The organism is Bartonella sp. AA78NXGY (assembly GCF_042197005.1).
Lineage (GTDB): Bacteria > Pseudomonadota > Alphaproteobacteria > Rhizobiales > Rhizobiaceae > Bartonella.
Genome location: NZ_JBHIRI010000011.1, coordinates 51,627 through 70,311, shown reverse-complemented (window position 1 = coordinate 70,311; position 18,685 = coordinate 51,627). Strand labels below are relative to the sequence as shown.

Annotated in this window: 11 protein-coding genes and 1 pseudogene; 2 read left to right on the top strand and 10 right to left on the bottom strand. The window is 39.0% G+C overall.

What is annotated here, in order from left to right; translation table 11 throughout:
• Positions 1 to 172 precede the first annotated feature (172 nt).
• The gene (locus ACFINL_RS07215; RefSeq protein WP_273790940.1) at positions 173 to 508 is read left to right on the top strand and encodes a zinc ribbon domain-containing protein YjdM; all 336 of its coding nucleotides are present in this window, start codon (positions 173 to 175) and stop codon (positions 506 to 508) included.
• Between the two features lie 877 nt (positions 509 to 1,385).
• A pseudogene (locus ACFINL_RS07210) lies at positions 1,386 to 1,466 on the top strand (DUF4102 domain-containing protein); the annotation flags it as partial.
• Between the two features lie 470 nt (positions 1,467 to 1,936).
• Here ACFINL_RS07210 and ACFINL_RS07205 read toward each other — a convergent pair.
• From ACFINL_RS07205 to ACFINL_RS07160, 10 genes are all read right to left on the bottom strand, one after another.
• The gene (locus ACFINL_RS07205; RefSeq protein WP_375612176.1) at positions 1,937 to 2,515 is read right to left on the bottom strand and encodes a NifU family protein; all 579 of its coding nucleotides are present in this window, start codon (positions 2,513 to 2,515) and stop codon (positions 1,937 to 1,939) included.
• A 59-nt stretch (positions 2,516 to 2,574) separates the two neighbouring features.
• Positions 2,575 to 3,066 carry a universal stress protein gene (locus ACFINL_RS07200; protein WP_375612177.1) on the bottom strand — a complete coding sequence of 164 codons (492 nt, stop codon included), beginning with the start codon at positions 3,064 to 3,066 and terminating at the stop codon, positions 2,575 to 2,577.
• A gap of 62 nt (positions 3,067 to 3,128) precedes the next feature.
• Positions 3,129 to 4,199, bottom strand: a complete 1,071-nt coding sequence (gene trpS, locus ACFINL_RS07195; RefSeq protein ID WP_375651241.1) for a tryptophan--tRNA ligase — start codon at positions 4,197 to 4,199, stop codon at positions 3,129 to 3,131.
• A 60-nt stretch (positions 4,200 to 4,259) separates the two neighbouring features.
• Positions 4,260 to 5,831, bottom strand: coding sequence for a murein biosynthesis integral membrane protein MurJ (murJ, locus tag ACFINL_RS07190; RefSeq protein WP_375612179.1), 1,572 nt, complete (start codon positions 5,829 to 5,831; stop codon positions 4,260 to 4,262).
• 790 nt (positions 5,832 to 6,621) lie between these two features.
• Positions 6,622 to 9,852, bottom strand: a complete 3,231-nt coding sequence (locus tag ACFINL_RS07185) for a BID domain-containing T4SS effector (RefSeq protein ID WP_375651239.1) — start codon at positions 9,850 to 9,852, stop codon at positions 6,622 to 6,624.
• 332 nt (positions 9,853 to 10,184) lie between these two features.
• Complete coding sequence (locus tag ACFINL_RS07180; protein WP_375651237.1) at positions 10,185 to 12,149, bottom strand: BID domain-containing T4SS effector; 1,965 nt, start codon at positions 12,147 to 12,149, stop codon at positions 10,185 to 10,187.
• Positions 12,150 to 12,453: 304 nt separating this feature from the next.
• Complete coding sequence (locus ACFINL_RS07175; RefSeq protein ID WP_375651234.1) at positions 12,454 to 13,734, bottom strand: BID domain-containing T4SS effector; 1,281 nt, start codon at positions 13,732 to 13,734, stop codon at positions 12,454 to 12,456.
• Between the two features lie 354 nt (positions 13,735 to 14,088).
• Positions 14,089 to 14,934 (bottom strand): BID domain-containing T4SS effector, encoded by an 846-nt coding sequence (locus tag ACFINL_RS07170; protein WP_375651232.1) that lies wholly within the window; start codon positions 14,932 to 14,934, stop codon positions 14,089 to 14,091.
• A 342-nt stretch (positions 14,935 to 15,276) separates the two neighbouring features.
• Positions 15,277 to 16,584, bottom strand: a complete 1,308-nt coding sequence (locus ACFINL_RS07165; RefSeq protein ID WP_375651230.1) for a BID domain-containing T4SS effector — start codon at positions 16,582 to 16,584, stop codon at positions 15,277 to 15,279.
• Between the two features lie 309 nt (positions 16,585 to 16,893).
• Positions 16,894 to 18,492: a BID domain-containing T4SS effector gene (locus tag ACFINL_RS07160; protein ID WP_375646914.1), complete on the bottom strand. Its 1,599-nt coding sequence runs from the start codon at positions 18,490 to 18,492 to the stop codon at positions 16,894 to 16,896.
• Positions 18,493 to 18,685 lie beyond the last annotated feature (193 nt).

Below are 18,685 nucleotides of genomic sequence, written 5' to 3'. Positions count from 1 at the left end.
TGATCAATCATTTTTATAAACTTGTGTATAGTATGTGATGATAGCATTCATGAACACAGTTGGCAGATGAGGATTGAAACAAAGGGAAACATTTTTCTAAAATAATGGACAATAAGCACTTCTTGCTTTATGACCAGTCATAATGAATGTTTTTTCTAAAAAAGGGGAATTTATGACCCAATATCCCAAATGTCCTCGTTGTGATTGTCTTTATACTTATGAAGATGGTGAAAATTTTGTGTGTCCTGAATGCGCGCATGAATGGCCACAAAAAAACGATGATACGGTTCTTGCCAATACTGTTTATGATGCCAATGGTCAGATTTTAACAAACGGAGATACCGTTATGGTGATAAAAGATCTGAAAGTAAAAGGCGCTTCATCTGTTTTAAAAGGGGGGACGAAGGTAAAGAATATTCGCTTGGTGGATGGGGATCATAATATCGATTGCAAAATTCCAGGGATTGGTCAGATGAGTTTAAAGTCGGAGTTTGTGAAAAAAGTTTAAGCATTTGTCCTCTTGCAATTGTTTTTGCATTTCGTTGGTTTTCTATTTTTACATTCTTCTCTAATTGGACATATTTTTCTCCAATGGCTTCTTTTCTTGTTTCATAGATTACACCAATCAGATAGGAGCAATATGTTTTCCTTTATTGTAAGGCCATGTATAGCAGAGAAATAGCGACTCTGTCTTTTCTTTTAATATGCGGTTATGAGGGGACTGGATGTTGACTCATAAGCAACAATAAAAGTATGCGCTTTATGAGAAGAACAATACCGTAAAGTAGACAAACTTATTCCTGCTGAATTGAAAAAATATTCTCATTTTTTTTTATCAGATAATTTCTCAAACAACCATAATAGATCTGGCTTCAATGTATTTATTTTTTATGGATAGTTACACCTTTTGCGTCATATTTATGGAAATGAGATTGAAAATGATAGAGGAAATTCTTGATTTTAAGAATGGAAAAAGGACGCTATGATCTTGATAAGGTCTTATTGCCATGCATTTTCCAGCTCTTAGTACTGCAACAGTCTCTTATAAAAGTGTACATAAGAGCTATTAAAAATAGTTTTTGTTATTATCCAGTTTGTGCTGTGTAAGCGGACGATTTTGATTGATGCAATAAAAACATAATTGAAATAAGAAGAATGTCAGAATTCTCATTGCAAGTTGCAAAATGTGATCTTTGTCGAGTGTCTGAAACAACATATTGATTTATAATAATAAATTGGCGTTATTCATATTGAATTAGAACCCCGAATAACGTGGGATTCTCTCATTTCAAATCTGTTCCATGTTGAATCAATTAAAATCACTTGCTTGCACACCACACGCGGGGCTGGCGTGTGGGTAAAAATGAGGAAAGAAAGGATTAAAAATGACTCTTATGAATCGTCTTAATGAAAGAGCTGTCGCATCATTAGGGGCTGGCAGATATGATGATGGTGCCGGCTTGCTACAAGAAGTATTTTGCGTGATTTGTCGTTGGAAGCACTGAGAAAGATAGAGCAAATGAGCACTCTATCTTACAATGTTTTCTTTTTTGGGTTTTCTTTTTTTTAACGAGGTCGTGTTTTCCTCGTTAAAATTGCATGACAAGATTATAAAACAAAATAAATTTAAAGTGCACACCCATGCATTGTACTTCTGTGTACGATTGGTTTGTTGAAATAACTTATGCTTCTTAAAGGGGGCTTTGAAATCTTTTTAAGGCATATGTGGAGGTGAAAGGTGAGTGAAGGTATCATTATTGGACAGATTTTTTTAACAGTACTCTATTTTTATGACTGCATGGCTTACTTCGAAAATTTCAGGAATAAAATGACGTAAGATTTTTGCACTCCATGTTTGAGCGCTGTTGAAGAGGGGCAATCGGTGTGGTTATTTTACCTATTGAGGTCAATATTTATTGTGGCATGGCTTCAACATTTATTGTGGCATGGCTTCAACGCCTAAAACTTCAGGGATAAAATGGCGTAAAAGATTTTCAATACCATGTTTGAGTGTTGCTGTTGAAGAGGGACATCCAGCGCAGGAGCCGCGCATATTGAGATAAACAATACCATTTTCAAATCCACGAAAAGTAATGTCTCCACCATCGTTGGCAACTGCGGGGCGGATACGTGTTTCAAGGAGCTCTTTAATGGTTAAGACAATATCAGCATCTTTTTCGTCATAAAATTCTTCGTTAAGGGCATGGGTTTGTGCTTGTGTTGTGGCGTTGGTGGTGATCACTGGCTCATTGGATAGAAAATGTTCCATAATTGTGCCTAAAATGACGGGCTTAAGATGTTGCCATTCCCCTTCTTTTTTGCTTACGGTGATAAAATCATAACCTAAAAAGACACCATTGATATTGGGAATATTAAACAGTTTAGCCGCTAAAGGTGAGTTTTTAGCTGCTTCTTCACGGTCACGAAATTCTAATACGCCCTCAGAAAGAACCACGCGTCCTGGCAGGAATTTAAGTGTTGCAGGGTTTGGGGTGGTTTCAGTTTGAATAAACATAGATTCTCCTTTTATAATGAAGGCTTGGGAAGATCTTACATTGTAGAATATTATATTTTTTAGGCAATAGATCTAATATCTTCATCGGCAAGATTGCTAGGAATAACAATGACAGGGATTGAAAAAGCTGTTCCTTTATTCCCGATTAATTGAACAAGGGGTCCTGGTCCTTCTGTATGTCCACTGGCTGCTAAAACAATCAGTGCAATCCTTTTATCTTCGTCGATCAGTTTAGAAATCTCATCAATTTTTTTTCCTTCACGCACTACTATTTCTGTTTCAAGCGCATGGGTGGTGCGGACTTCACTGGCAATGTCTCCTAATATTTTATGAGCACTTTGCTTTGATTCTGTACGCATAACGTTGTTTACACCCAGAAAATGTTGAAATTCTACACTATCAACGACACAAAGTAATACCAATGTTCTACTGGTATTTTGGGCATGCTGTGCGGCAAACGCAACGGCACGCCGACACTCTGGTGTTTCATCGATAATAACTAAGTTTTTTTTCTTTGGTTCTTTTTTCGGATTTTGGGGTTTGGAAATCATGCACTTTCTCTATTTTGTACAAACGATTTTTTTGCTCTCTACAGTTTTTAGTTTTATTATTTTTATGTATCTTGCAAAAATCCAATAATTTCACGAATTTTTTTCATATTTTCTTCTGCGAGCATACTAGCACGTTTAGCGCCATCATGCAAAACAGAGTCGATATAACCGCTTTCTTGATGAAGGCGACGTAATTCTTCTGTTATAGGGGCAAGCTTATGGACAACAAGGTCGGCTAGAGCTGTTTTAAAATGCGAAAATTGTTGACCAGAAAATTCTAAAAGAATCTTTTCTTTGCTAACTTTGGCAAAGGCGGCATAAATACCAAGCAGGTTATCTACTTCTGGTCGTTCTTTTAAAGCGGCAAGGGTATCGGGAAGTGGAGCTGAATCCGTTTTGGCTTTGCGTATTTTTTTTGCGATAAGATCAGCGTCATCGGTCAAATTAATGCGTGAAAAATCTGAAGGATCTGATTTTGACATTTTTTTCGTCCCATCGCGCAAAGACATAACGCGTGTGGCTGTTGTTCCAATCAGTGCTTCTGGAAGAGGAAAAAAGCCTTGTCTTTTTTCTTCATCTGTTTGCATAGAGATGCCAAAATTTAATTCGGCAATACGCTGTGCATAGTCGTTGTTAAATTTTTGTGCAATATCGCGTGTGAGTTCAACATGCTGTTTTTGATCTTCACCCACTGGAACATGCGTTGCACGATAGACTAAAATATCAGCAGCCATCAAAGTGGGATAAGCAAAAAGCCCGAGGGATGCTTTTTCACGATCTTTTCCCGCTTTATCTTTAAATTGTGTCATGCGTTGAAGCCAGCCAATGCGGGCAACACAATTAAAAATCCAGGCGAGTTCAGCATGTTGAAAAACACGTGATTGGTTAAAAATAATGTGTTTTTGAGGATCAATACCGGCGGCTAAAAAAGCTGCTGTCACTGTTCTGGTGGATTCGCGTAAAGTAAAGGGATCTGGGTTGACTGTGAGCGCATGCATATCCACAACACAATAGAGGCAGTGATGAGAGTTTTGCAGTTCAACCCAATGCTGAATGGCTCCAAGATAATTGCCAAGATGTAAGTGACCACTCGGTTGTACGCCGGAAAAGACAAGTGGTGTGAAGGTATCCATAGGAGTGCTCTTTCTTCAATTAAGGTTATTCATTTTATTGTTTTTGACAAAGTATAGATATTATGAGCGTTTTTTCAAATTTTTAAGCGTGTGAAAAAAGGAACGGGTGTTGAATAAAAAATAGGCACTAAAATAGATCAAGAATATGCCGAGCATAATCCCTACTAAGGTGATCGCGCGCAAGAAAAAGGATGCTTGTGAGGATAAAGGAAAAGACAAAAAACCAAGCACATTCAATCCGTAATAGAGGGCTAGTGCACTCAAAAGAGTTGCCATCATGAGACATAATGTTCGCTTTATCAGTTGGAAGTCGTATTTCCAATAACCGCGTTTGATAAGGACCCCCCAAAGCAACAGTGTGTTGACCCATCCAGAGGTAATTTCAGCAATAACAATGCCTCGTGCAGATAGAATAGGAAATAATGTTAAGGCGAGACCGATATTGATAAAAACGCAAATACCTGTAAAAATCATCGGTGTTTTGGTATCTTCATGGGCAAAAAAATTAGGAATAAAGACCTTAATAAGAACAAAAGCTGGAAGTCCTAGTCCATAAAGCTCTAGTAATTGTGCAACATGGTGTGTTGATTGACTGGTAAATTGTCCTCGCTCAAAGAGCAAACTGACTATGGGAGTGGAGAGCAGCAAAAAAGCGATGGATGCTGGAAGTGTTAAAAATAGCGTTAATTCAATAGAGCGGTTTTGTAAATGGTGGGTTTCTTCATGCTTTTTACTTCGCAAAGCGCGTGTTAATTCTGGTAAAAGAACGGTTGCAACGGCAATGGCGATTACGCCTAAAGGCAATTGATAAAGACGATCAGCATACATCAAAGAAGAGACAGCACCCGATTGACTAGAAGCAATATTGGTATTAATAAGCAAATTAATTTGCGTGATGCCACCCGTAATGGCTGCGGGGAATGCTAAAGTTAATAGCTTGCGAACATTAGGACTTAAATGGGGCTGGCGGAAGGAAATTTTCATGCCACTTTGACGCAAAGCAAGGGCAATTAAGGTGAGTTGAATAAGACCTGCTGCCAATACACCCCAAGAGAGATTTAAACCGATATGCCAAGCGTCAAGTTTATAGATCCAAGCATAGGCAAGCACACCAATCAGAATAATGTTTAAAAAGAGTGGGGCAATGGCGGCAATAAAATAGCGTCGCAGTGCATTAAGCATGCCCCCCATCATGGCAGCAAGCGACATGCAGGTTAAATAGGGAAACATGATCGCCGTAAAATGAATTGTGGCGTTAAGCTTTGTTGCATCTTCGGTAAAACCTGGGGCAATAATGGTTCGTACCAAAAAAGGCATACTGAGTTCCATCGCAATCGTTAACAGTAAGAGCAGTGAAAAGAGAACGCCAAACACCTCTTCTGCAAACTTGCATGCCGTTTCGTGACCATCTTCAGTGATTTTTTTGGCAAAAAGAGGAATGAAAGCAGCATTAAAGGCACCTTCAGCAAAAAAACGGCGGAATGTGTTGGGAAAACGGAAAGCAGCATTAAACGCATCAGAAACAGGACCAGTTCCTAGTGCTGCTGCCATAAGCATTTCGCGTACGAAGCCAAAAATACGGCTCACGAGGGTTCCGGAAGCAACTGTTGCAATTTTTTTAATCAATGTCATAAAGATATATCAACTTTGTTGTAAAAGAGAAGCGATGACAGGAGAAATAAACCGTTTTAAATCGTAAAAATCTGATCTCTATCCTAATCAAGGATACTTTTTGAAAGCGTTTTACGACGGTGTTTATCTTTCTGTCAACAATGGTGCTTGAAGACTTTTTTTATGTTCCTTGTTTACTGTTGCATTAAAATTTTTATTGTTGCCATAAAATAATTAAAATTTCTTTTTCAAACTGAAATATGGGAGTGATATCATAACAGTTTGAAGAGACATGTAGGGATATATAATGATAATTTCTCTTTATGGTGTGATGTCGTGAATAGTGCAACCCAATGCCGTTCTGTTTTATGTGAGGGGTGTGACCCTATTAAAAGAATGCAAATAAAATAAAAGCGTGGAGCAATACGTAATTTCCATTATTTATTCATTATTTAAAAAAAAACAGCGCTTTAGATGTTTTAAAAAGTCGTAAGGCTAAGCTAAAAGGTGATGGTAAAACTGGTGATTACTTTTCACTTTTACGGCTTTATGTTCTCCCCAAATGTGGCTGCCTTCCCATTTTAGAGATTACATAAACAAGAGGATAGGAAGACATGATCTTTCAACAGCATTTTTCTTGTTCAGGTTTCTTTTCACAGTTGATGAGGATAAAATCTGAGAAAATAAGATAAAGTTGCTCTCTCATGGTTTCCATTCTCGTTGAGGTGCGATTGATTTGCCGATGAAGGCAAGGGGATAAAGGCTATCATTTTTACCAGAGGGGGCGAAAAAGTTAAAGTTTATGAACCTTTTAGACATTCATTGCCATTGCTTTTGCGTGCGCCGTTTTGTGAGGTTGAATATTTTCTTGTCTTTTGGGACTTTGATTGACGTTTTCTGTCATTTTTTGCACTTTAATTGCTTCTTTATCAGGCGTGTTGGAACATTTTTTTTCATTGTTTTTCTTTATAGATTGATACTGGTTTGGTGCGAAGCGCTCATCGAATTTATGGTTATAAAAATACATGGGTTGTATATGCGGTTCTATCTCTTTTATCTGCTTGATTATTTCCATAATCTCTTTTGCTTTAATGGTTGATGTGCCAAGACTCTTCGCAAGGTTTTCAGGATTATTTTCTTTTATAACTTCATGCTCGTTTGAAGATAAGCGCTCATTGATTTTTTTGATATAAGTCCTTATCTCCCCCCTTAATTCAGGAGAGTTTGATAACATTTCTTGCTGTTGTGCTTTTGACAAGGAAAGGAGATTTTTCATCCAAGCCTTAGGCATTTCTACCGACTGTTCACACCGCCTTTGTTTTACATGATGGGTATGGAGAATGTCTCTTTCTGTTTGTTTAGAAATATTGATATAACGATCAATGGCTCTACAGAGGGGCAAAATATTTTCTTCAGCATGGGCGCGTGCGTTGTTTTTTATGCCAAATACATTGCTACCAGAAAGCTTAGAAATCGATTGGGGAGAGGTGGCAATTTGATAGGTGAGCTGTTCTCCCACAGTATGATTTTCATGGATCATCTCAATTCTTTCCCGCAAAATATGACGATTGCCATAAATGATTTGGCACAAAGTTTCTATTTCTTTTCTTCTTGCTTGAATGGAAACGTTGTTTTTTATCCTTGTGGCAATTTCATTGTTGGTAAGGGGGGCTATTGTTTGTGCGGGGATAAGCACTTCTTGCTGGTTTTGAATTTTTGGTGCTGTAAAGGAGAGGGCGTCACCGATTTTTAATGTCTGTATTTGCTCTGGGGTGAGATCTTTTTTATTTCCCAAGATGAAAGTTCCGTTAGCATCAAGCATAAAGCCATTGGGTCCACTGCCTCTGTAAAAGCCTTTATAGGTATGACCTTCTTTTGCTGTTATAATAAGATGATGATGAATACTCTCAAGCCCGATATGTTTCATACTGTCCATGAATTCTTTTAAAATAAGTATTTTTTCTGGATTTGAGATATCCTCAAGCAGATGTTTCATTTCTTCTTTATCTTTATGTTTTAGCGATGCAATGCTGGCAAGATTCATGCGTTTTTCTGTTACAAGAGAAAAGTCGAGTGTGTGGCCAGCAACTTGCCCAAGTTTTTCAAAAAACATTCGTTGTGTGCGTCCATTACCTTCTCTGAAAGGATGCGTATAGTTGAGTTGTATCAACATTTCAGTGACATGTTCAATAAATGTTTCGCGGGTTAAGCCTTTTAAACTATTCGTTTCAGCAAGTGTTTTATCTAAATTTTCTAGACCCTCCTGTATCTGTTTTGCTGAGGCAAAAGAAATACCAGCTTTTTTCATCATTGGCATATAAGCAACGGTACCATCTTCAAATGTAAATGGTTTTTCGCGTGTTTGTCCGGCCCATTCAAAAGTATTTTTAAATAGGGTGTGATGAATATATTGGAGATATGTGGAGGTTAGTTTTTGTGGTGGCGCTTCTTGGCGCAGATGAATGATTGCTTTTGTTGTATCATGGGCACATTGCACTTTTAATTTTCCATAGTCTTTTATTCCATATTTATTCTTTAAGGTGATACTATTGGGATAAAAGAAATTACGATGTATTGTCTTATTTTCTTCGGTTTCAGGCGGTGATGATAATTTCTCCTGTAAGGTGAGAGGGACGGTGTCCGTTTTTCTTGTACCAGTATCCCAGTATGCCATTGCTTTTTTTGGGGGCTGTTTTGTTCTTTCTTGATGATCAGAGCGTGTTTCCTTTGTCATTTTGACAGATATTGGATTATTTGTCGCTGTATTACTGCTCTGTAAAATGTTTTTTTGAAAATCTTTTTGCATTTGCCTCATAGCGGAAGCCGATTGAACAATTGGTTGTGCCATTTGTTCTTTTTCTTGTGCTTGCAAACTTTTGGGCATAACTTCAACGCTGTCATGTAAAACATGAGAGGCAATCCATGGTGAAAAATAGGATTTTCCCTTTTTCTTTGTTTGAATGGATGTTTTGTCTTTGCTCTTTTCAGTTATTTCATCGTTTTTAAGAGTGGCTCTTTTTTCTTCTTTTTCTTCTGGAAGCAATGTTTTTTTCTGGGTTTTTTCTGGTTTTTGAACTTTTGGTGCTGTAAAGGAGAGGGCGTCACCGATTTTTAATGTCTGTATTTGCTCTGGGGTGAGATCTTTTTTATTTCCCAAGATGAAAATGCCGTTGGCATCAAGCATGAAGCCATTGGGTCCACTGCCTCTATAGGTACCATGATAGGTTTCTCCTTCTTTTGCAACGACAGCGAGATGATAATTTTTTTCATCCAATCCAAGCTCTCTCATAGAGTTGGTGAATTCTCGTAATAGGAGCAATTTTTCTGGATTTGAGATATCCTCAAGAAGATGCTTCATAGGCTCTGGGTTGCCATGTTCCATGGCAGCGGCGCGGACAAAGTCTTTACGTTTTTTGCTCACAAGAGAAAAGTCTAGCTCATGTCCTGCTGCTTGAGAGAGTTTTTCAACAAACAGTCTCTTTGTGCGCCTATTGCCCTCTCTGAAAGGATGCAAGTGGTGCAAATCTATCATTATACCAGCTGCTTGTTCAACGAATTCTTCGCGCGTTAAGCCTTGTAAATTATTCTTTTCAGCAAGCGTTTTATCTAACTTTTCTAGTCCCTCCTGTATTTTTCTGCCAATCGCAAAAGTTTTTGTAAACTCTTTTCTTTTCAAAATGGGCATAGAAGCAACAGTGCCATCTTCAAATGTAAAAGGCTTTTCGCGTGTTTGTCCGGCCCATTCAAATGCATGGGAAAAGAGGCGTTGATGAAGGTATTTTAGATAAGAGGCATTAAACTGCTCTGGTAGAGGTTCTTGGTGCAGTTTTATCATTTCTTTTTTTACATCATTAGAACAGCATTCTTTTAATATTTCGTTATCTTTGATGCGGTATTTATTTTTAAGCACTTTGCTATTGGGGTAGAAAAAATTTTGCGCTTCTTCATTGATTTGCTTTGAAATGGCTGCATTAATTGCAGAGTGTTGTTCTTGCAATTCTTCCTGTGTAGAGGAGGCACAATGTTCTGTGTTTTCTTTCATGCATATTTCCTTTCAAATGGTAACATTATTTTTGAAATCTTCTTTGTTTACATTTTTTGCCTTATATTATTTTCATAGCGTTTTCTTCAAAGAAGAATGCCTATTTGAATGATTGAAAAAATTGATCTTATTCGCATGGAACCAAGTTAATCATGGAACAAAGTTAAAGTTTATAATTTTGAAGTATTATCGTGAAATTTTATCAATGAATTCTGTAAAATAATGGGGTGTCTTATTCAAAAATTTCTGTATTTCATACACCGTCTTTGGTGCAATCTTGGTAAGATGATTGCACCAAAGCTTTGTATGAAAAGTCAACGATGATTATACTGTCACGACAAAGCCATTGCTTTTGATGTTTCGGCTCTGCGCGGTCGAACATGCGGTTGATTTTCTTGTCTAGAAGTTGCTGCAACTTCTTGATGCCGCTTTGCTGTTGAGCGTTCAGGTAGCTTCGGGGACTGCGATAAGTTTTGCTGCTGTTGCAATTTTTTATCGAGATCGTTAAGCGGTTGATGACGTTTTTGTTGTTCTGCCTGATGGTTTTGCACAATTGCTTCTCTTAACTGTTTTATCGTATCAGCATAATCCTTAATGGCGGTACAAAGGGTAGGAAGATTTTCTTCAGCAGCTTTTCGTGCTCCGTTTTTTAAGCCAAGGACTTGCTTACCAGCAAGAGGAGCAAAAGATGTACAATCCTTTTCAATTTGAAATACAATTTCTTCTCCTATATCTGGAATTTTGTGCATATCTTCTAGTCTATATTGCAAAATAAATGGATCCTTATAAACAATTTGGCACCAATATTGGATCTCTCTTTGACCATATTGAACCGATGGATCTTGTTGAACTCTGCGGGCAATTTCCTCATTTGAGAGAGGCTTTATTTTCTTTTCTGAATTGAGCGGATTTTGTAAATGTTGATTTGTTAGCTCTTCCTCCTGTGCTTGTCGCTGATGTTGTTGTTCCGTGTGAGGACCTTGAGAAATATTTTCACTTTTTGTATATTTTGAAGTATACACATAACCGTTAATAGCAGCACATAGGGTGGGAAGAGTTTCTTCAGCTTGTTTGCGCGCATGATTTTTTATGCCAAGAACTTTTCTACCAGCAAGCTTAGAAATAGACTTAGGCCGTTCTGTAACATCCCATAAGAGCTGTTCTCCCATATCGGGGTTTTCTTTGATTGCTTCTATTCTTTCACTTAAAATAAGCCGTTCGCCATAAACCTTTTCACTCAAAAATCGTATTTCTTCTTGATATGCTACGAGCAATAGCTCTCTTTCCATTGTATTAATAGATGGTTTTTGTTCGTGAGACGGTTTTGGTTGTTCAATTGCTGTGTGTGGAGAGGAAGTTTTTGGGACGACAGTATCGCTTTGTTTTCTGTTTTGTATACGGTGCGGTTTTCTTGAAGGCGGGACGGCATATGTTCCACTGTCTTGTGATGATGAACTGCTTTGCTGCCTGACTTTCATATGTGATGATATTTTGGGTCTAACACTTGGTTCGTGTGTTTCAGGATTTTGAATTTTTGTGCTGTTTTGCACTCTGTCTCTCATGCGTGGGGGTGTTTGCGGAGCAGGCGTTGCATAGAGATGTTCTCCCTCTTGAGCTGTTGTTTTGTTTTGTTGCTTATCTTTTGCGCGTGGAGGTCTTTGTGGAGCTGCTTTTGTGTGCGGAGAGGAATGTTTTTGGATTTGTGAGCTGGTGATTTTTGTGCCGGTTTGTGTTTTTTCTCTCATACGTGGGGGCGGGGGCGGAGCCACTTTTGTCTGTAGGGAGGGGGACTCTTGAACTGTTGGTTTATGTTGTTGCCTCTCTTTTGCACGCGGGGGTCTTTGTGGAGCTGCTTTTGTGTGCGTGGAGGAGCTTTCTTGGTTTTTTGAGTTGGAGATTGTTGTGCTGGTTTGTGTTTTTTCTCTCATGCGTGGAGGAGGGGGCGGAGCCACTTTTGTCTGTAGGGAGGGGGACTCTTGAACTGTTTGTTTATGTTGTTGTCTCTCTTTTACACGCGGAGGTTTTGGTGGAGCTGCTTTTTTTTGTGGGGGAGGCGTCTCTTGGTTTTTGGCGTTAGGAAGCATTGTGCTGGTTTGAGTGTTTGCTCTCATGCGGGGGGGTGGCGGTGGCGCAACCTTTGGGTGGGGGGATAAATTTTCTGGGCGTTTTTCTACAGTTGCTTTTGGCAAACTTTGAGAAACTTGGGAAGGAGGGGTTCTGGTGGGGGATTGTTCAGCCTGTTGTTGAAATTTTTCCATCATTTCGGTGATAAAAGGGGAGGGATTTCTTTTTTTCATGCATGTTCCTTTCAAACTCTTCCAATATTGTTTTTAAATACTATTTAAAAATGTACGTTGGTTTTTATTCTGTTTTATGCTTTTTCATTTGCTTTTATGAGAGAGGATATGAAACTGAATGGTTTCGTATGATTTGACTCTCTTGGCTCAGATTATATTCATTCTCTAAAGATTGTTTTCTCCAGTGTTTGGGTTAAGGGACGGAAAAATAAATTTTGTTTCAATTTTCTCTCTTTCTTGGCGCAAACACCTCTTTCCTGTGTTGCGCCAAGACGTTGGTTTCAACGTGAAAACTTATGTCTGTTTAGCTGGCAAAAGCCATCGCTTTTGGGGCGGCAGTTTTACGAGGACGAATATCTGTTTCTCTTTGTTGCGTAGAGATTGTTGCTCCTTCATGCGTTACTATTGAAGGCTCAGGGCGTTGAGCAGACTGTGAGACGCTTTGTTGTTGATGCAAGTTTTGCGCTCTGTCAGAAGATGCTTCATTGTGTCCTTGTTTTGTCTGCTGAGTTTTTGAAAGGCTCTCTCTTACTTGTGTTACAGCTGTTGCATAATTGTCAGCGGCGTCAATGAGGTGAGAAAGACCCGCTTCAGCATGTCTGCGTGCTTTATTTTTAAAGCCACAAAAGTTACGACCAGTGTATTTGTTAAAAGACTGAGGATTTCCGGCAAGTTGCTGTGCCAGCTGTTCTATTGTTTCAGGGTTTTGGAAAAGCATTTCCACCTGTGATTGCAAAATGTTTGTGTTGCCAAAAACAACTCCGCACCAATATTGGATTTGGGCATGGTGTCTTCTGACTTTTGAATGTTGGTGAATTTTGGTAGAAATTTCTGTCTCTGAAAGCGTTTCTTTTTCGCGTTGATCTGATTTTTGTAGAAGTTTAGTGACAGCTTCCTTCCCTATTAAGCGTTCATAGTTTTTGAGTTCTTGCTCTGGAGATTGTAAGAGGCTCTCTCTTGCCTGTTTTACGGCTTCTGTATAACAATCAACGGTGACACTGAGAGCAGAAAAACTTTCTTCCGCTTGTCTACGCGTTCGATTTTTAAAGCCCAACATGTTGGTGCCGGAAAGTTTAGTGATGCTTTCAGGATGAGCTGCCATGCGCCATGAGAGCTCCTCTCCTGCAGCAGGATTTTTTTGAATTTCCTGCATTTTTTCTTGCAAAATGTTTGGGTTACCATAGGCTTTTTCGGATAAATGTTGGATTTCCTCTTGATAGGTTCGAACCAATGAATGGTGTGGAAGCAATAGAATGATTTCTTCCTCTGAGAGAACTCTTGTTGCTCTTTGGGTAATTTGTGAAGTAACTGTTGAGTGTGTCGTTTCAGGTTTTTGCTGCCTTTTGGTAGAGCTGCCTCTTGTTAACGAAGCTGTTGGGTTTGTTGATGCATGTACAGTTTCTTCGCTTAAAAGAGATTGTCTTTCCTCATCTTCTTCCGGTATGGATGACAGTCTTTTGCTTTTTGAAGGTATTTCTTTAGGAAAGGGGGCTGCGCCTGAGACCTCTGCCGCCGCTTGTTCATAGAGCTTTATAAGTTCTTGTATTGAAGAGGATGGAAAAGGATGAGGGTGTTTTTTTTTCATGCATGTTTCCTTTCAAAAATTGTTTTAGAAAACCTCTTTGGTGCATTCTTGCCTTTTATGCTTGGATCGCTTTGAGATAAAAGAAATATCGAGCTGAATGAGCTTCCAAAGATCTGCGCTATTTGCAATCAGCTTAATGGACATTTGTGTCTTTTATACAGTTTTTTTGTGAAATATTATCAATAAGTTATCAATAGTCGGCATGAATTACAGGCGCCATTTTTAGGGCTATTTTTTGTAACATTCTAAAACAATTCTTGGCGCAATCGCGATAAAATGATTTGCGCCAAGAAACTCACTGAAAAAAAGATTACATGAAAAACAAAAAATATCTGTTTTTATGTTTATGCCCCCTTACATGGCATAAGCCATTCCTTTTTCTCCGTGTCTTTGTCGTTGAGGGCTGTGCTCTGGACTATTGTGTTCTTGTCCTCTTGTGTGATGATGACGATGATGATGATGGTGTCTCTCAACTTGCTGAGAATTTTCTTGATGGCGTCTTTGTTCCGCTAGAGGGGTTTGCGATAGTCTTGTTGCTGCGTCTTGTACAGCTTTCGTATAACCATCAACGGCATCAACGAGCGATCTAAAACCATCTTCAGCTGCTTTGCGTGTTTGATTTTTTAAGCCAAGTGTGGAGCGGCCAGCAAGTTTATGTATAGATTCAGGATTTTCAGCAAGTTGATTTGAAAGGTCTTTTCCTTTAGTGGGATCTGTAAGTATTCCTTGCAAGTGCTGCTGGAAAATCGTATCATCGCCATAAACAATTTTACTCCAGTGTATGACTTCTTCTGCATGTGCTTGGACGTGTGGATTTTTTAAAAGCATGACACTTATTTGATCAGCTGTGAGGGAAGATGAAGGCTTTCCTCTTTGGTGCGGAGCAACCGTTGTATAGTCGGTTTCAGGATCTTCTGTCCTTTGATGTTTACCTCTTGAAGAAGGGGTAACGCTGCTAACTGATGCGTATAGAACATCAGTTTCATGTCTTGGAGAAGCAACCGTTGTATAGTCGGTTTCAGGATCTTCACTCCTTTGAGCATGATGTCTGTCTCTTGAAAGAGGGGAAGAGGTGCTAACTGATGCGTATAGAACTTCCTCTTCTGGGGTTGGACCGCGCTGGTTTCCTCTGGTTGGTTTATTAACTTTTGCATAGAGGGCTTCTGGATTTGCAGAAGGGCTTGGATGATGTTTTTTCATACATGTTTCCTTTCAATATTTTTAGAAAACCTCTTTGGTGCATTCCCCACTTTTAGTTTTGATAACTTTTATATAAGGAAGATATCCAACCGAATGACCTCCAAAGATTTTGCGCTATTCATATTGATATGTAATGAACATTTATGTCTTTTATACAGTTTTTTTATGAAATATTATCAATAAGTTATAATAAATTACAGAATCCATTTTTAGGACTATTTTTTGTAATATTTTAAAACAATTCTTGGTGCAATCACGATAAAATGATTTGCACCAAGAAACTCACTGAAAAAAAGATTACATGAAAAACAAAAACTATCTGTTTTTATGTTTATGCTCCCCTTACATGGCAAAAGCCATTCCTTTTTCTCCATGTCTTTGTTGTTGTGGGCTGTGCTCTGGACTATTTTGTTCTTGTCCTCTTGCGTGACGATGATGATGGTGGTGATGTCTGTGTTCTGGGTCTCTTTCTGGACTTTCGTGTCTTTGACCTCTTTCTCTTTCCTGCTCCCGTGTAAACTGTTTATGGAGCTTTTGTGTATTATGTATATGTCTCTCAAGAGCTGAGCAAAGAGGACGAAAACCATCTTCAGCTTCTCTGCGGCTTAGAGATTTTACACCAAGTATTTTGTGACCTGCAAGCTTACCAGCGCTTTCAGGATTTTCTGCAAGGCTCCATAAGACTTTTTCTGCATTTTGAGGGTCGTCAAGAATCTTAGCCAGTTGTTGATTCAAAGCATGTTCGTTACCATAAACAACTCTGCACCATTCTTGCGTTTCTCTTACACCATATTGAAAGTCTACGTTTGTTAAAAGCTTTGTTGTAACCACATCTTTTGGGGTTCTGGGAGGGGAGATTCTGCCTCCGCCAACGCCTTGATAGATGGGATTTTCTAGTTGTTCAGATTCTTGCCCGCCTTCAGCTCCCATGCCAACCGTTGCATAGACGGATTCGAGTGGTCTTTGGGGAGAGTGCCTACCATTTTCACCAACTTCAAGCTCTGCATAGAAATGTTTTGGTTCTTGGGGATGTCGTCCACCCTGTGCACCTTCACCAACTGTGTCGTAGGGTGTTTGCCAATTTTGTGCTGCCAAATCCGTTATTGAATAGGGGTTTACGAGTTTGTCGGTGCGTCGCCCATCACTTGGTCTTTCACCAAGTCTGTCATAGGGATTTCCTAGTGGCTTTTGGGGAGCATAGGCCGTTTCTGATGGTTGTTGAAGTGTATATTGAGGTGAGGTGCGCTGTTCTTTGGGTGGCTTATTAACCCTTGCGTAGAGGTATTCTACATTAGAAGCTCCTAGGTTTTGTTGGTCAAGTGGCTTTTTGAGAGCATAAACCGTTTCTGGTGGTTGTTGAAGTGTATATTGAGGTGAGGTGCGCTGTTCTTTGGGTGGCTTATTAACTTTTGCGTAGAAGTCTTCTACATTAGAAGCTCCTAGGTTTTGTTGGTCAAGTGGCTTTTTGGGAGCATAGACCGTTTCTGGTGGTTGTTGAAGTGTATATTGAGGTGAGGTGCGCTGTTCTTTGGGTGGTTTGTTAACCTTTGCGTAGAGGTCTCCTACATTAGAAGCTCCTAGATTTTGTTGTTCAAATTGTCGTCTTAGTTCCTCTACATTGGTAGAAGGAGTTGGGTGACTTTTTTTCATGGCTGTTTCCTTTCAATATTTTTAGAAAACCTCTTTGGCGCATTCCCCACTTTTTTGATATTTTTAGGACAAAAGAAGAATATCAAACTGAATGGTCTCCAAAGACTTCACGCTATTCATATTGATATGTAATGGACATTTATGTCTTTTATACAGTTTTTTTATGAAATATTATCAATAAGTTATAGTAAATTATAGGATTCATTTTTAGGACTATCTTTTGTAACATTTTAAAACAATTGGTGGGCGTAATGGAGATAAAATGATTGGTATAAAGAGTTCTGTTGGAAGGCAAAAGTTCACGCGTTTTTAGCCGGTAAGAGCCAGCGATGAAGAGCGACTAACTTTCAAGCTGCGAGCTTGACATTGTGCTTCTTGGGTGTTCTTTACAGTATTCGCAATTTCTTTTGCTTTGCTTTCCGATGTTCCAAGGAGGCAAGCTAGTCTGGTATAATCTTTTTCTTGTATGGCTTTACGATCTTCTGAGGATAGACGATTGTGTAGTTGTCGTGAAAAGGTATGGAGTTCTTGTCGAAGTGAACGAGAATGCAATAAAGCTTCCCTTTGTTGTTCTTCTGGTAAGACAAAAAGGTTTTGTAAATTTTTTCCAGGTTTTTCGACAGTGTGGTTCAGGCGATTTTGTTCTCTTTGGTGTTGTTCTAGAACTGCATCTTTTGTTTGTTGTGTTATTGCGCCATAATTTTTAAGGGCTTGGCTGAGTTGTGGAACAGCCTGTTCGGCTTGTCTGCGATTTGAACTTTTCATGCCAAGTATTTTACTCCCAGCAAATTTAGAAATTGATTGAGGGTTTTGTAAAGTTTCATCGGCAAACTGATTTCCTAAGTTTGGAGCTGCCGTTATGATATCTAATGTTGTCTTTAAGGTGTGGGTTTTACCATAAACAGTCTTTGATAAATTTTCGATTTCTTTTCGACTCCCTTCAACATAAGCGTCATTTGAAATCCTTTCAAATAACTCTTCATGGGTAAGAGGGGCTAATGTTTCTTTTGGGATCAGTGTTTCTTTTAAGCTTTGAACGTTGGTTTTTTGAAAGCAGAGGCGGGCACCGTTTTGTAATGTTTTGACGAGTTCTGGGGTGAGATCATCTTTGTGTCCGACGACGAAAGCCCCTTCTACTTCCATGACAAAACCTTCTGCTGAAAAACCTCTAAAGACGCCTTCATAGGTTACATCTTCCTTTGCTGCAACAACAACACGATCGTTAATTTCATCCAGTCCAGCATTTCTCATTTGGGAGACGAATTCTTTTAAAACAAGGGATTTTTGCGGATGGGTGATATCTTCAAAAAGATCTTTCATCGGTTGGGGATTGCCATATTGCATGGCTTCAATACAGGCTGCTGTCATGCGTCCTTTTGTGATGAAAGAAAAGTCAATGGTATATCCTGCTGCTTGTCCAAGTTTTTCCATAAACATTCGATTGACGCGCCCATTCCCTTTTCTAAAAGGATGTGCGTGCTCGAGCGCCATAAAAACTTCAGCGGCACTTTCAGCAAATTCTTGGCGCGATAAACCTTTTAAATTGTTCTTTTCATTAAGTGTTTTTTCGAGTTGTGTGAGTTCTTTTTTAATCTGCGGTCCAATAGCAAAAGGAATTTCATAACCTTTGGGACGCATCGCTGGCATATGGGCAGAGGTGCCGTCTTCAAATGTAAAGGATGTATCACGGGTGTGGCCCGCCCATTCAAAAGTTTCGTGGAAGAGGCTCCAATGGATTAATTTTAAATAAGTGAAATCAAATTTTCGTGGGGGTGGTTCATGGCGAAAATTGACGGCTGCTTTAGTGACGTCATGGGTACTGCGTTGATACAGTTTTTTAGGGTCTTTGATGCCATATTTATTTTTGAGTGTTTTGGTTCCTTTATATAGATAATTTTGCTCTAACATGTAATCTCTCCTAAGTAGGTAGGGTGGTGGTTGATGAGCGTCTTAAACGCTGCATGTGAAAAATTCCCCTTCGCGTATTCTTTTGAGATTTTGGTTGTTATGAGAGGGAGCACTTTTCCCTCCAGTGTATGGGTTGTATCAATCGTTTTGTGATGCTTTTGAAAAGCTTTTCTGATGTTTCCTTTGTTTATTA

What these genes read in the sequence shown, in the direction of transcription:
- murJ (WP_375612179.1), bottom strand. Translation starts at nt 5,831, where the DNA reads ATGACATTGATTAAAAAAATTGCAACAGTTGCTTCCGGAACCCTCGTG.
- ACFINL_RS07205 (WP_375612176.1), bottom strand. Translation starts at nt 2,515, where the DNA reads ATGTTTATTCAAACTGAAACCACCCCAAACCCTGCAACACTTAAATTC.
- ACFINL_RS07175 (WP_375651234.1), bottom strand. Translation starts at nt 13,734, where the DNA reads ATGAAAAAAAAACACCCTCATCCTTTTCCATCCTCTTCAATACAAGAA.
- ACFINL_RS07215 (WP_273790940.1), top strand. Translation starts at nt 173, where the DNA reads ATGACCCAATATCCCAAATGTCCTCGTTGTGATTGTCTTTATACTTAT.
- trpS (WP_375651241.1), bottom strand. Translation starts at nt 4,199, where the DNA reads ATGGATACCTTCACACCACTTGTCTTTTCCGGCGTACAACCGAGTGGT.
- ACFINL_RS07170 (WP_375651232.1), bottom strand. Translation starts at nt 14,934, where the DNA reads ATGAAAAAACATCATCCAAGCCCTTCTGCAAATCCAGAAGCCCTCTAT.
- ACFINL_RS07165 (WP_375651230.1), bottom strand. Translation starts at nt 16,584, where the DNA reads ATGAAAAAAAGTCACCCAACTCCTTCTACCAATGTAGAGGAACTAAGA.
- ACFINL_RS07185 (WP_375651239.1), bottom strand. Translation starts at nt 9,852, where the DNA reads ATGAAAGAAAACACAGAACATTGTGCCTCCTCTACACAGGAAGAATTG.
- ACFINL_RS07200 (WP_375612177.1), bottom strand. Translation starts at nt 3,066, where the DNA reads ATGATTTCCAAACCCCAAAATCCGAAAAAAGAACCAAAGAAAAAAAAC.
- ACFINL_RS07180 (WP_375651237.1), bottom strand. Translation starts at nt 12,149, where the DNA reads ATGAAAAAAAGAAATCCCTCCCCTTTTATCACCGAAATGATGGAAAAA.
- ACFINL_RS07160 (WP_375646914.1), bottom strand. Translation starts at nt 18,492, where the DNA reads ATGTTAGAGCAAAATTATCTATATAAAGGAACCAAAACACTCAAAAAT.